Source organism: Pseudomonas sp. GW822-FHT06D10 (assembly GCF_058799535.1).
Map to the genome: position 1 here is coordinate 456,946 of NZ_JBXALN010000004.1, position 13,371 is coordinate 470,316.

The 13,371-nt window shown below is 65.7% G+C and carries 13 protein-coding genes; 2 read left to right on the forward strand and 11 right to left on the reverse strand.

Annotated elements, in window-relative coordinates; translation table 11 throughout:
* The first annotated feature begins 7 nt into the window (after nt 1-7).
* A complete protein-coding gene (locus tag AC1RL5_RS15920) occupies nt 8-958 on the forward strand; it encodes a LysR family transcriptional regulator (RefSeq protein WP_492589704.1) in 951 nt (316 codons plus the stop codon).
* On the opposite strand, the gene AC1RL5_RS15925 is transcribed toward AC1RL5_RS15920, so the two are convergent.
* The 7 genes from AC1RL5_RS15925 to AC1RL5_RS15955 all read right to left on the reverse strand — a co-directional run bounded on the left by AC1RL5_RS15925 (nt 955) and on the right by AC1RL5_RS15955 (nt 8,811).
* Nucleotides 955-3,429 (reverse strand): TonB-dependent siderophore receptor, encoded by a 2,475-nt coding sequence (locus tag AC1RL5_RS15925; RefSeq protein ID WP_145712887.1) that lies wholly within the window; start codon nt 3,427-3,429, stop codon nt 955-957. The two genes, AC1RL5_RS15920 and AC1RL5_RS15925, sit on opposite strands and share 4 nt — an antisense overlap.
* 102 nt (nt 3,430-3,531) lie before the next feature.
* Complete coding sequence (locus tag AC1RL5_RS15930; RefSeq protein ID WP_093410048.1) at nt 3,532-4,503, reverse strand: FecR family protein; 972 nt, start codon at nt 4,501-4,503, stop codon at nt 3,532-3,534.
* Nucleotides 4,500-5,021: a sigma-70 family RNA polymerase sigma factor gene (locus AC1RL5_RS15935; protein WP_015635079.1), complete on the reverse strand. Its 522-nt coding sequence runs from the start codon at nt 5,019-5,021 to the stop codon at nt 4,500-4,502. Before AC1RL5_RS15935 ends, AC1RL5_RS15930 begins: the two co-directional genes overlap by 4 nt.
* 111 nt (nt 5,022-5,132) lie before the next feature.
* Entirely contained in the window at nt 5,133-6,107 is a 975-nt protein-coding gene (gene hemB / locus AC1RL5_RS15940; protein ID WP_093410053.1) for a porphobilinogen synthase, read from the reverse strand.
* 286 nt (nt 6,108-6,393) lie between these two features.
* Nucleotides 6,394-6,990, reverse strand: coding sequence for a hypothetical protein (locus tag AC1RL5_RS15945; protein ID WP_145712890.1), 597 nt, complete (start codon nt 6,988-6,990; stop codon nt 6,394-6,396).
* Complete coding sequence (locus tag AC1RL5_RS15950; protein ID WP_492589706.1) at nt 6,987-7,889, reverse strand: PhzF family phenazine biosynthesis protein; 903 nt, start codon at nt 7,887-7,889, stop codon at nt 6,987-6,989. Before AC1RL5_RS15950 ends, AC1RL5_RS15945 begins: the two co-directional genes overlap by 4 nt.
* A 217-nt stretch (nt 7,890-8,106) precedes the next feature.
* Nucleotides 8,107-8,811 carry a glutathione binding-like protein gene (locus tag AC1RL5_RS15955; RefSeq protein ID WP_011060585.1) on the reverse strand — a complete coding sequence of 235 codons (705 nt, stop codon included), beginning with the start codon at nt 8,809-8,811 and terminating at the stop codon, nt 8,107-8,109.
* 227 nt (nt 8,812-9,038) lie between these two features.
* On the opposite strand from AC1RL5_RS15955, the gene AC1RL5_RS15960 reads away from it, so the two are divergent.
* Nucleotides 9,039-9,713: a histidine phosphatase family protein gene (locus tag AC1RL5_RS15960; RefSeq protein ID WP_207239035.1), complete on the forward strand. Its 675-nt coding sequence runs from the start codon at nt 9,039-9,041 to the stop codon at nt 9,711-9,713.
* Here AC1RL5_RS15960 and AC1RL5_RS15965 read toward each other — a convergent pair whose 3' ends face one another.
* The 4 genes from AC1RL5_RS15965 to AC1RL5_RS15980 are packed head-to-tail and all read right to left on the reverse strand — an operon-like array spanning nt 9,714 to nt 13,230.
* Nucleotides 9,714-11,003 (reverse strand): NAD(P)/FAD-dependent oxidoreductase, encoded by a 1,290-nt coding sequence (locus tag AC1RL5_RS15965; RefSeq protein WP_072451387.1) that lies wholly within the window; start codon nt 11,001-11,003, stop codon nt 9,714-9,716.
* Complete coding sequence (locus tag AC1RL5_RS15970) at nt 11,000-11,746, reverse strand: amino acid ABC transporter ATP-binding protein (RefSeq protein WP_011060582.1); 747 nt, start codon at nt 11,744-11,746, stop codon at nt 11,000-11,002. Before AC1RL5_RS15970 ends, AC1RL5_RS15965 begins: the two co-directional genes overlap by 4 nt.
* On the reverse strand, nt 11,743-12,399 hold the full coding sequence (locus AC1RL5_RS15975; RefSeq protein WP_011060581.1) for an amino acid ABC transporter permease: 657 nt from the start codon (nt 12,397-12,399) through the stop codon (nt 11,743-11,745). The genes AC1RL5_RS15970 and AC1RL5_RS15975 overlap by 4 nt, the downstream gene beginning before the upstream one ends.
* A 60-nt stretch (nt 12,400-12,459) precedes the next feature.
* A complete protein-coding gene (locus tag AC1RL5_RS15980; protein ID WP_015635071.1) occupies nt 12,460-13,230 on the reverse strand; it encodes an ABC transporter substrate-binding protein in 771 nt (256 codons plus the stop codon).
* Nucleotides 13,231-13,371: the final 141 nt, after the last annotated feature.

Here is a 13,371-nt window from a genome sequence, read left to right on the forward strand (position 1 = left end):
CATCGCCATGATCGAAACGCGCCTGTTGCGCCAGTTCATCGCCGTCGCCGAAGAACTGCACTTTCACAAAGCCGCCACGCGCCTGCACATGGCCCAGCCGCCCCTGAGCCAGGCCATCGCCCGCCTGGAGGAAAAACTCGGTTTCAGCCTCCTGCGGCGCAATCGTCGAGGCGTGGCCCTGACCCCGGCCGGGGCGGATTTTCTGCACAGCGCCCGGCGCACCCTGGCTACCCTGGAACAGGGCATCGAGCAGGCGCGCCATATTGCCCAGGGCCTGGCCGGCAGCCTGCGCGTCAGTAGCCTGTCACTGGCCGGCTACCCGAGCTTGCTCGCCAGCCTGCGGGGCTTTCGCCAGGCCTTGCCCGAGGTGCGCCTGGAACTGCGGGAACTGCCTTCGGCCGAGCAGCTCAAGGGCCTGCTCGGCGGCGACATCGACCTGGCGTTCATGCGTGAGCTGCCGCTGCCCGAAGGGCAGATAGCCTCGCGCCTGATCCTCGATGAGCCGATCGTCATCGCCCTGCCCCACGACCACCCCCAGGCCCAGGCGCCAGAGGTGGACCTGCGGGAGCTGGCCAACGACGACTTCGTGTTCACACCCCAGGCCCTGGGCAGCGGCTACCACAACCAGTTGATGGCGCTGTGCAGCGCGGCCGGGTTCACCCCGAAGGTGGTCCAGGAAGTGGCCCGGGTCCAGACCCAGCTGGGCCTGGTGGGCTGCGGTTTCGGCGTGGCCCTGGTGCCCCGCTCGATGGCCGATGCGGTGCTGCAGGGCAGCGTCGCCTACCGCCCGCTGCGGGCCATGGGCACGCAGCCCGGGCCAAGCATCGGGCTGTACATGAACTGGCACCGGGACAACCCTTCGCCACAGCTGCAGCGTTTCATGGCCTTGCTCGACGCCGGGCTCCCAAAGCCTGAAGCGGCCGTGCAGAAGGCCTGCGCGACCGCCACCGGGCCTTAGAAGTCGGCCTTGACCGACAGGGTGAGGTTGCGCGGGTCACCGTAGAAATTGCCGAAGCCTTCGGTGCCGATGGTGGTGTAGTAGCGCTTGTCCAGCAGGTTGTTGCCGTTCAGCGCCAGGGACCAGGTGTCGTCGATGCGGTAACCGATGCGGCCGTTCCAGATCGCATAGCCGGCCTGGCGGATGTGGTTGCCGCTGGTGGGCGAGACTCGGTAGTTGTCACTCTGGGCGTTGACCCCGGCCCCCACGGTGAAGCGCTCCAGGGCACCGCCCAGCTGGTAGTCGCCCCAGACCCGCAGCAGGTGGCGCGGCACGTAGGTGGTGAACGGCAAGCCGTTGTTGGCGCTGTTGGCATCCTCCAGGGTCTTGGTCTGGGTGTAGGTGTAGCCGGCCAGTACTTGCAGGCGTTCGATCACCTCACCGCTGAGCTCCGCTTCAAAGCCCTGGGCGCGGACCTTGCCCGAGTTCAGCGAGCAGGTGCTGTCCGGGCAGGCCGGGTCGTCCTGCTGCGCGTCCTGCTGGATGGTGCGGAACAGGCTGAAGGCGCTGTTGAGGCGGCCATCGAACCACTCGCCCTTGATCCCCAGCTCGTAGCTCTTGCCCACCAGCGGCTTGAGGGAGGCGCCGTCCAGGGTCCGATAGCTGCCCTGGGGGGTGAAGATGCTGGAGTAGCTGGCGTAGGCCGTGAGGTTGTCGTTGAGGTCGTACAGCACCCCGGCGAACGGCGTGACCTCGCCGGTTTCCTTGGATCGGGCACTGCTGGGCGTGCGCGTATCGCGCCAGTAGGCCACCGAATCGTTCTGCGACTTGTACCAACTGACCCGGCTGCCCATGACCAGGGTCAGCGGGTCGGCGAGCTTCAGGCGCACAGTGGAATACAACCCTTGCTGCTGGATCCGCAGATCAGTGGGGCCGCCCCGGGTGGAGTTGCTTTCGTAGTAGCTGTCGTCGGGCTTGGGCAGGTGGTGATCGGGGTCCAGCACGTTCTGCCGCTGGGGCAAGCCGGCCACGGCGTAGAAGTCGTCCTTGATCGAGCGGCTGGCGTTGGCGCCGAAGGTCAGCTCGTGCTCCTGGCCAAAGGCCTGGAAGTGCCCGTCGACATAGGCATCGAAGCCGTAGTCCACCTGGTCGTAGTCGTAGATGCTGCCCAGCATCAGGGTGCTGGAACGGCTGGCCCCCACCGGCACCGAACCGCTGGGGAAGGCGTACTCGATATCCTGGGTATTGCGGGTGTAGACCCCGGCCACCTTCAGCGCCCAGTCGTCGTTGAGTTGCTGGCGCAGGTCGGCGAAATAGGTCGCGCGCTTGCTGCGCGAGTTGTTCCAGGCGGTGTTCAGGCAGGTGGAACGGCCCAGCTTGAGGTCGCTGCCGTCGCTGTAGCGCGGCAGGCCGCCCCAGCACGGGCGCGAGTCGACGTCTTCATAGGCCATGCCCAGGCCCAGGGTGGTGGCGTCGCTGAGGTCGAAATCCAGGGCGCCGTAGTAGACCTGGTCCTTGCGATCGCCCAGGTCGTAGAAGTACTGCCGGGTCTGCTGGGTCACCACCGCCCGGCCGCGGACGGTACCGGCATCGTTCAACGGCCCGCCGGTGTCCACCTGGGCCCGGTAGTTGTCCCAGCTGCCGGCGGACATCGTCAGTTCGGTGTGCGGCGTGGCCTGGCCGCGCTTGCGCACGAAGTTCACCGAGCCGGCAGTGCCGCCCGCGCCCTTGAGCATGCCGGCAGCGCCGCGCAGGATCTCCACCCGGTCATAGAAGGCCATGTCGCTGCTGAAGCTGTCGGCCTGTACGTAGCTGCTACCCATGTCCAGGGGCACGCCGTCGTACTGGTACTGGCCGGTCATGCGAAAGCCCCGGGAGTAGAAATACTTGCCGCCCATGGGCGAGTCGTAAAGGGTGATGCCCGGGGTCTTCTCCATCACCTGGTCAATGGTGTTGAGGTTCTGGTCATCGAGCATCTTGCGAGTGATCACGGTCACCGACTGCGGGGTTTCCTTGAGCGAGTGCTGGCCCTTGCCGATGGTGACCGCGCCGGTGGTGTAGGAACCGGAATACTCGGTGGTGGCCCCCAGCTCCTGGCCCTGCACCTGGGTGGTGCCCAGCTCCAGAGCGCCGCTGCCCTGGGGCACGGGGCGCAGCACGAAGCTGCCGTTGCTCTGTGGCTCGGCCTGCCAGCCGCTGCCGGCGAGAATCCGCGCAAAGCCTTCCTGTACCCCGTATTCACCCTTGAGCCCCGCCGAACGCAGGCCGGCGGTCTGCCGGGCATCGAAGGAAATTGCCGCGCCGGCAGCGCTGGCGTAACGGCTCAGCACCTCGGTCAGGTCACCGGCGGCAATATCGAAGCGGCGCACCGCGGTCTGTTCGCTGGCCGCCACTGCGGTCAACGGCAGCAGTACCGCCCCGTAGACCGCCAGTGCGCCCCAGAGCCCGACCTTGATCGCCTGGGCCAACTTCGACTTGTGAACATCAGACATGCTTTGCCTTCCCCGCTAACGAAAATGAATCCACTGGGGGATAAGCCGGACCAGGAGGGGCAAACATGCAAAGACCCTTGAATTTTTTTTCGCCCCGCGGATTCAACCCACGCGGCTATCGCAAACCCGTACCCAGTAGCGGGTGTAGCGCTTGATCTGCAGGGAGAAACCGCTTTCCAGCGCCGCCAGGGCGCGGTCGGTGTCATCGATGGGGAAGGCCCCGGAGATCTTCAGCCCGGCAATCTGCGGATCGCACTGCACAACCCCGCGGCGGTAGCGCGACAGGTCGGCCAGCAACTCCCCCAGGGGCCGGTCGATGGCGATGATGCTGCCCTGGCGCCAGGCACCCACCGCGGCATCGTTGGGCCGCAGCGCGGCAAAGCCCCCGGCGCTGAACGCCAGTTGCTGGCCGGCCTCGACCCGACGCGGCGCAAGGCCTGCGCCCAGGCTGACCTGCACCGCGTGCTCCAGCACCGCCACCTGCTCCTCACGCTCATCGCTGCGCAGCACGAAGCGAGTGCCCAGGGCCAGCACCTCGGCGTCCCGGGTGAAGACCCGGAACGGCCGCTGCAAGGGATCGGCAGCGGTGCTGACCAGCATCTCGCCCCACAACAGCTGCACCTTGCGTTGCTGGCTGTCGAACTGCACGTTGATCGAGGTGTTGGTATTGAGCAGCAGCGAAGTGCCGTCCGCCAGGCGCACTTGCCGGCGCTCGCCGACCTGGGTCCGGTAGTCCGCCAGCAGTTGCTGGGCGCTGTCGCTGCGCCAGCCCAGCCAGCCCAGGGAACCGGCCGAGGCCAGCACCACCAGGTTGCGCATCAGCTCGCGGCGCGAGCGCCCTGCCCCGCGCAAGGTGGAACCGGCCAGGCCGCCGGGCAGCGCCGACATCTGCTCGCCCAGTTGCTGCATGCGTTCCCACGCCTGGCGGTGCAAGGGGTCGGCGGCCAGCCATTCGCGCCAGGCGGCCTGCTCCTGCTCGCTGGCGCTGCCGGAGCGCAATTGCGCGTACCAGCGTGCCGCGCCGCTGATGGCCTGGCGCTCGCCGACGCTCAGTTGCAGGCCGGCGAAACTCATGACAGCTGCATCCGCATCTGCATCAGGCAGCAATGCTCCATGGCCTTGGCCATGTAGTTGCTCACGCTGCGCACGGAAATCTGCAGGCGCTCGGCGATCTGCTCGTAGGTCAGGCCGTCGCACTGGGACAGCAGGAAAGCCTGTTTCACCTTGGGCCCCAGGCCATCCAGCAGCCGGTCGATTTCCATCAGCGCCTGGAACAGCACGCTCTGCTCCTCCGGCGACGGGTGCTCACCCTCGGGTACCAGGGCCAGGGCTTCGAGGTAGGCCTGCTCCAGGGAACGCCGGCGAAACAGATCGATCAGCAGGCCCCGGGCAATGCGCGACAGGTAGGGCCGCGGCTCACGGATCTCCACTGCGTTGCGCGCCTTGAGCACTCGCACGAAGGTGTCCTGGGCCAGGTCGGCGGCATCGAAGGCGTTGCCCAGGCGCTGGCGCAACCAGCCCTGCAGCCAGCCATGGTGATGGGTGTAGAGGTCGGTGACGGCGCAGCGCAGGGATAAGTCGTCGGCGGGCATGACAGTAAGGATTCATATTTGATAATGAATCGCATTGTCATGTAGAGGCGGAAGTCTTGGCAAGAGCCACGAACGCCGGGCGACGTTCGTGGCGGTACTGCGGGGGCCTGGTCAGATCCCGGCCAGGGCCAGGTCCATGGCGAAGTAGGTGAAGATCAGATCGGCGCCGGCGCGCTTGATCGAACCCAGGCTTTCGCGCACCACTCGCTGCTCGTCGATGGCGCCGGCCTGGGCGCCGAACTTGATCATCGCGTACTCGCCGCTGACCTGATACGCCGCCACCGGCAGGCGCGAGGCCTCGCGGATGTCGCGGATGATGTCCAGGTAGGCCCCGGCGGGCTTGACCATCAGCGAATCGGCGCCTTCCTGCTCGTCCAGCAAGGATTCACGCACCGCCTCGCGACGGTTCATCGGGTTCATCTGGTAGCTCTTGCGATCGCCCTTGAGCGCGCTGCCGCCCGCTTCACGGAACGGGCCGTAGAGCGCCGAGGCGAACTTGGTGGAATAGGCCATGATCGGCGTCTGGGTGAAACCGGCGGCGTCCAGGGCGCGGCGGATGGCCTGGACCTGACCGTCCATGGCCGCCGACGGCGCGATCACGTCGGCGCCGGCACGGGCCGCGGCCACCGCCTGCTTGCCGAGGTTGAGCAGGGTCTGGTCGTTGTCCACTTCATGGCCGTGCATGACCCCGCAGTGGCCGTGATCGGTGTATTCGCAGAAGCAGGTGTCGGACATCACGATCATCTCCGGCACCGCATCCTTGGCGATGCGCGACATGCGCGACACCAGGCCGTTTTCCTTCCAGGTGTCGCTGCCGTCGCAGTCCAGGTGGTGGGAGACGCCGAAGGTCATCACCGACTTGATCCCGGCGCGGGCGTAACGCTCGATCTCGCCGGCCAACCTGGATTCGGGAATGCGCATCACCCCGGGCATGCTCTTGATCGGCACGAAATCGTCGATTTCTTCCTCGACGAAAATCGGCAGCACCAGGTCGTTGAGGGTGAATTCGGTTTCCTGGAACAGGCTGCGCAGTTGTTCGGAGCGACGCAGGCGACGCGGACGGGCTTCTGGGAACTGGCTGGACATGATTTTTCCTAAGGCTGAGCGCGAAACAACACGAGCTATGGCGAAAAAAGGCTGAAAGCTTATGCCCGCAGCCGCCCCGGTACAAACCCGCACGGCTCAAGAGAGTCTTGCCCAAGCCGTAACAATGCCCTTGAGGCCCCGCGATCCAGGGGGTATCGGCCACTCGACGCGGCCAGCCTGCGACCATCTGACGCAACAGCGGCAGCCGCCATTGAAAAACCTGCGTGCGACAAATCCGGCGGTTGGCCGCTTGCAGCAGCTCCTGGCTCCCGCACGGGTGTGCACACTACGGCGGCTCACTGCCCTGCAAATTGAGGGTGTAGTCCTTCAGAGGCGTTTTGAAGTAGGCCATGCCGGTATCGTCAACCTTTCCCCTGAGCACGATTTTCTTGATCCGGTCGGCAATTTCATCGGCAGCGTTTGCGGACTGAATCGTCGCTTCGATGCACTCGCCAGGCCGGTAACCCACAGTTCGAACGATCAGATTGAGATCGACGTAATGGTCAGCCTCGCGCCCCACCACGCGACGATTTTCCGGGCCCTGGGTCCAATATATCTCCACGACTTTGCCGGCCGATGGCTTGACCGGCAGGTTGCACGTGGCATTCACCGCCACGCCGTTGTCCCCTGGCGTGGCCGCCACGCTGGCGGATGCCGCGGATTCGCTGCGCGGTGTATTACCAGGCAAGGTTGCCGGGCCGGGCGGTTGTTTGACCGCCGTGGTTTGTGCAATGCAAAGCAGTGGATCAAGCGCCAGCAAACCCAGCAGGCCTGCCCGCAGCATCCAGCCCTTACAGGGCACAACCTGGGCCCAGGCGCACAGGATCCGTGCCTGTCTGTGCGTGCCGGTGCCTGCAAAATCGCCAGGTGTCAACGCGCTCATGGATGCCTCGGTCCAGTGGGCGAAGGTGTGTTCTCGCACGTTTGCTCACTGCTTGGGAAAAGCCGCAGGTGCCCTTCGATGCAGGTTCGCGCCGTGCCGCCGATCCAGATTTCATCGCCGATCTGTTCCACGTCAATCCGCCCTGCCCGGCCCATGCTCAGGCCCTGGCTGACGCGGTAGCGAGCCGGTGCCAGCCCGGCGCCCAGCAACCACTGGGCGATGCCGGCATTAAGGCTGCCGGTGGCCGGGTCTTCGGGCATGCCATCACCGGCGATAAAGGCCCGTACCTCGAACTGCGCGTCGCTGTCATCACCCTCGGGATCACAAGGCGCGATCACCCCGACCGCCAGACCGATCAGCGCCGGGTAGTCCGGTTGCAGGTCCAGCACCTGCTGGCGTTCACCGAGCATCACCGCCAGCCAGCCGGCGCCGTTGTCGACCCACTGCGCCTGCACGATGTCCCCGGGCGCCAGGCGCAGACCACGGCGCACCTGCTCCAGCACCTCGGGCTCCACCGGGCCGGCCTTGAGCAGCGGCGGCGCGAGAAAGGCCAACTGATCGCCCTGGCGGCGGATGCGCACCAGGCCCACTTCGCACTCCTGGATGATCTCCTCGCCCCGGGGCACGCCGCCGGCTTCGAGCCAGGCGTGGCAACTGCCCAGCGTCGGGTGGCCGGCGAAGGGCAATTCCTGGGTGGTGGTGAAAATCCGCAGGCGGTAGTCGGCCCGGGGATCGCGGGGCTGGAGCAGAAAGGTGGTTTCGCTGAGGTTGGTCCAGTTGGCGAAGGTGGCCATGCGCTCGGTGCTGAGCTCGTCGGCGTTGAATACCACGGCCAAGGGGTTGCCTTTGAGGGGAGTCGAGCTGAAGACATCGACTTGCTTGAAACTTAAGGGGGGCATGCAAAAATTCCTGTTTCTTAATAAGGCCCAGCGTTATGAGGCACAACGTTGGCTGTAGCCGCTGCCGAGCCAGGGCGAGGCTGCGAAAGAGCGGGCTGCGTTCGGTACGCAGGCCCTGGCTTGGCGCCCCCAGACACACCCCTGGCATTCTTGGGATCGCCGCCACCGCTGCGCGCTCGTGCACAGCCTGCGGCAGCGGCTACAGGGCGTGCGTGCGTCAAGAAACCTTGGGAATCTCCAACCCGCGGATCACCGCCGGGCGCGCCACGAATTTGGCCAGCACTCGCTTGACCTCGGGGAAGTTGTCGATGCCCACCAATTCACCCGCCTCATAGAACCCGATCAGATTGCGAATCCACGGAAAGGTCGCGATATCGGCAATGGTATAGCGCTCGCCCATGATCCACTCGCGCCCCCCCAGGTGCTTGTCCAGCACCCCCAGCAGACGCTTGGCCTCGTTCACGTAGCGCTCCAGCGGCCGCTTGTCCTCGTACTCCCTGCCGGCAAACTTGTTGAAGAACCCCACCTGCCCGAACATCGGGCCGATGCCGCCCATCTGGAACATCAGCCACTGGATGGTTTCATAACGCGCCGCCGACTCCTGGGCCAGCAGTTGCCCGCTCTTGTCCGCCAGGTAGATCAGGATCGCCCCCGACTCGAACAGCGCCAGCGGCTGGTCCCCCGGGCCGTGGGGGTCGAGAATCGCCGGGATCTTGTTGTTCGGGCTGACACTGAGGAACTCCGGGGTCATCTGGTCCTGGGTCTCGAAGCTGACCCGGTGCGCCTCGTAGGGCAGGCCGATCTCTTCGAGCATGATCGAGACCTTGACCCCGTTGGGGGTCGGCAAGGAATACAACTGAATCCACTCAGGGAATTGCGCAGGCCATTTCTGGGTGACGGCAAAGGCGGAAAGATCGCTCATGACAGGCTTCCAGTCTCAATCAAAGGGGGGCGGCGCCACGGATGGGCAACGGCGGGGAATTATCCGCCGGGTTTTCTTAAATCGGCAACATGCAGCGCTTAAGCTGCCTGCAATCGAACCAAAAGCCGTTCAGGGACTCATAAGCCACGGCCCGATCAGGCCACGAGCAACGACAGGGAGCATGGGTTTGTCAGCCTCACGTATCGCACTTGAAGAATGACCGCACCATGAACCTGCCCCGCCGCCTTGCCCGCCACTTCAAGCACCGCCGCTACCTGCCGTTGCCGGCCCTGTTGCTGGGCAGCGCCCTGTGCCTGTCCCTGGAATCAAGCGCCAGCCGCGCGCAACCGGTGGACGGCACCCAGACCCTGGTGTTCCTGCGCCACGCGGAAAAGCCCGCCGGCGGCCTCGGCCAGCTCAATTGCCAAGGCCTGAACCGGGCCATCGACCTGGCCTCGCTGCTGCCGGAAAAATTCGGCAAGGCGCAGTACGTGTTCGCCGCCGACCCCACGCGCAACGTCGAGGAAGGCGAGTTGGACAACTCCTACAGCTACATCCGCCCCTTGATGACCATCAGCCCCAGCGCCATCAAGCTCGGCCTGCCGGTGAACATCGACTTTGCCGCCAATGACACCAGCGACCTGGCGGACGAGCTGCTGCATGACCGCTACCACAACGCGATCATCTACACCGCCTGGTCCCACGGCTACCTGCCGGAGCTGATCAACAAGGTCGCCGAAGAAGCCGTGGGCGAACAGCAGCCGATCACCAAAGACTGGGCCTCCAGCGACTTCGACTCGCTGTACGTGCTGACCCTGACCTGGCGCAACGGCAAGGCCAGCCTGCACAGCCAGAGTTACAGACAGGGCCTGGACAATGGCGAGCAGGATTGCCCGAGCTGATCAGCCCAGGGCGTCGAGCAACCGGTACCAGGCAATCCCCGCCCCCAGGTAGAGGCGTTGCAGGCCGTGCAGCGGAATCGGCCGCAACGGCGTGACCGGGAAAGGAAAACCCTGCCCCGCTCCCGTCAGCCGCGCCGCCAGGTGCCTGCCCAGCAGGGTCGACAAGGCAATGCCGCGCCCGTTGTAGCCCAGCAGGATCGACAGCCCCGGCGCCGGCTCGTGCAACTGCGGCAGAAAACTCGGGGTCAGGGCCACGCGCCCGCTCCAGCGATACTCGATAGGGACGCCCGCCAATTGCGGAAACAGGTTCAGCAACGAACGCTCCAGGTGGTTCCAGTCGGCATCCCGGCGCGGCTCGGAAAACGGCCCGCGCCCACCCAGCAGCAGGCGCCCCTGGGCGTCCTGCTTGAAATACAGCAGCAGGCGCCGGGCATCGGAACACACCTCGCCGCCCGGCAGGATGCTCTGGCGCAGCTCGGCCGGCAGCGGCCGGGTGGCGATGATGAAACTGTTGGCGGCGATCACCGTCTGGCGCAACCCCGGCCACAAGTCGTCGGTGTAGCCATTGGTCGCCAGCAGTACCTTCGAGGCACGCACCCGAGCGCCGCGGTCGGTCTCCAGGGTCCAGCGCCCGCCATCGCGCTGCAGTTGCCGGACCCGGCTCTGGCCGTGAATGCTCGCCCCCAGCCCCATCGCCACCCGGGCCAGGCCCCGGGCGTAGTTCAGCGGGTGCAGGCTGCCGGCCCGCGGGTCGACCCAGCCGCCCAGGTATTGCGAACTGCCGATGCGCTGGCTCACCGCCGCCTTGTCCAGCAACTCCACGGCCACGCCGCGCTGGCGCCACTGCTCGGCGCGCTGCTCCAGGGTGTGCATCGCGGCGCCGGAAAACGCCGGCTGGATCCAGCCCTTGCGGGTGGCGTCGCAGCGAATGCCGTGTTCCTTGATCAGCTCGAACACTTCATCGGCCGCGCCACCCACGGCATCGATCAGCGCCTCGCCCTGTACCGGGCCGAACTTGGCCAGCAGTTGCTCGGGGTCGAACTTGAGCCCGGGGATCACCTGCCCACCGTTGCGCCCGGAGGCACCCCAGCCGGGCTCGCCGGCATCCAGCACACAGACCCTGGCACCGCTCTGGGCCAGGCGCAGGGCGCTCACCAGCCCGGTGTAGCCGGCGCCGACAATCGCCACATCGACCTCCCGGTCCTCGGCCAGTGCCGGGGTGTGCTCGGCCGGCATGGCCGTGGCCGCCCACAGCGAGGGCGGCATGCGCAGGGGCTCGGATGCGCTCATGCCTGCACCTCCGCGCCCTGGTTGAGCAAGCGCCGCAGGAAGTCCTGGGTGCGCGGGTGGCTCGGGGTGCTGAGCACGGTTCGGGCCGGGCCGGCCTCGACGATGCGCCCGCTGTGGAGGAAGCACACCTGGTCTGCCACGTCCTGGGCAAAGCCCATTTCATGGGTGACCACGATCATGGTCATGCCCTCGTCGGCCAGCTTGCGCATCACCGCCAGCACCTCGCCCACCAGTTCCGGGTCCAGCGCCGAAGTCGGTTCGTCGAAGAGAATCGCCTCCGGGTCCATGGCCAGCGCCCGGGCAATGGCCACCCGTTGCTGCTGGCCGCCGGAGAGCTCGTCCGGGTAGGCGTGCATGCGATGGGCCAGGCCGACCTTTTCCAGCAGTGCCTCGGCCCGCAGGCGTGCTTGCCGGGGGTCCTGTTTCTTGACGTAGATCGGCCCCTCGGTGACGTTCTGCAAGGCCGTGCGATGGGGAAACAGGTTGAAGCGCTGGAACACCATGGCCACCCGGGTACGCAGTTCATGGATGCTCTTGGCCTGCCGGTCGACCCGCGCCCCGCTCACCAGGATGTCGCCCTGCTCGTAGCTTTCCAGGCCGTTGATGCAGCGCAGCAGGGTCGACTTGCCGGACCCCGAGGGCCCGATCAGGCACACCACTTCACCGCTGTGCACCTGTAGGTCGATGCCTTCGAGCACCGCCACGTTGCCAAAGCTCTTGTGTACGCCCTTGATCTGGATCATGGCTTTCTCCGGGTGCTGATGCGCGCCTCCAGGCGGCGCAGGGCAAAGGACAGCGGCAGGCTCAGGGCCAGGTAGAGCAAGGCCACCAGGGTGTAGACGGTCATGTTCTCGAAGGTCGAGGAAGCGATCAGCTGCCCGGCCCGGGTCATCTCGGCCACGGTGATGGTGGACACCAGGGACGAGTCCTTGAGCATCATCACCAGGGTGTTGCCATAGGGCGGCAAGGCGATGCGCAGGGCCTGGGGCAGCACCACCCGGCGCATGATCATCGGCCCGCGCATGCCGATGGATTCGGCGGCCTCGATCTGGCCCTGGTGGATGGCCTGGATACCGGCGCGGAAGTTTTCCGCCTGGTACGCCGAGTAGGCGATGCCCAGGCCGATCACCCCGGCCTGCATGGCGGTGAGCTGGATGCCGAAATCCGGCAGCACGAAGTAGATGTAAAACAGCTGGACGATGATCGGCAGCCCGCGAATGACGTTGACCACGCCGATGGCGAACAACGCCACCGAGCGCACCTTGGACACCATCATCAAGGCGAAGACCAGGCCGATCAGCGAGCTGAGCACGAAGGAGCCAACGGTGACCTGCAGGGTGACCACTGCGCCTTTCAACAGAATGGGCAGGAAGTCCAGAGCGTTCTGGAGAAACATGGAGAGACCCGTTTAATCAGCAGGAAAGGGACCCGGGCCAGGCGCCGGGCCGCGACTGGATCAGTTGAGCTTCCAGTGCTCGATGATGCGGTCCAGGGTGCCGTCGGCCTTGATCGCGGCGATCCCGCGATTGACCTCGGCCAGGGTCTGGGCATCGCCCTTGCGCACGATCAGGCAGACATCGCCCATGACCACCGGCTGGTAGCCCTTGACCAGCCGCACCTTGTTCTGGGTGCCCTGGGCCAGTTGGTAGGCGAGGATCGGCCGGTCGGCGAAACCGGCCTTGATCCGCCCCAGGGCCAGGTCGCGCATCAGGTCGGGAATCGAGTCGTAGCCGCGCACTTCCTTGAAGATCCCGCGCTTGTTCAACTCGTCGATAAACACCGTGCCGACCTGGGCGCCGACGGTTTCCCCGGCCAGGTCCTCCATGCGGCGGTAGTCGCTGGCGTCGTCGGCCTTGACGATCAGGCCCTCGCCGTAGCTGAACACCGGGTCGGAGTACTGCACCACTTTCTCGCGCACCGGGGTGCGCAGCATGGCAGCGGAAATGATGTCGATCTTGTTCGAGGTCAGTGAGGGGATCAGTGCGGCGAAGGTGGTCTGCTGGATGTCCACGGCGAAACCGCCGGCCTTGCCCACGGCCCGGGCGGCATCGATCATCATGCCCTCGATGCTCTGGCTCTTGACGTCAAGGAAGGTGAAGGGAATGCCGGTGGCGGTGGCCCCGACCTTGTACAGCGGCTCGGCCTGGGCCGACGCCGAAAGGCCCAGGCCAAGGGCGCAACAGAATGCGAAAACAGCGGGTGCAAGGACGCGAGTGCGGGTGTGCATGGCGAATCTCCCATTGGACGGTTTTATTGTTTGAAGTCCGTGATGGATAGCCTCTGTTGTGGAAGGCAGGAGGCATGAACCCGACTATAAACAATTTACAAAAATCGTAAAGAGATTTATAAATATCGAATATCGATATTC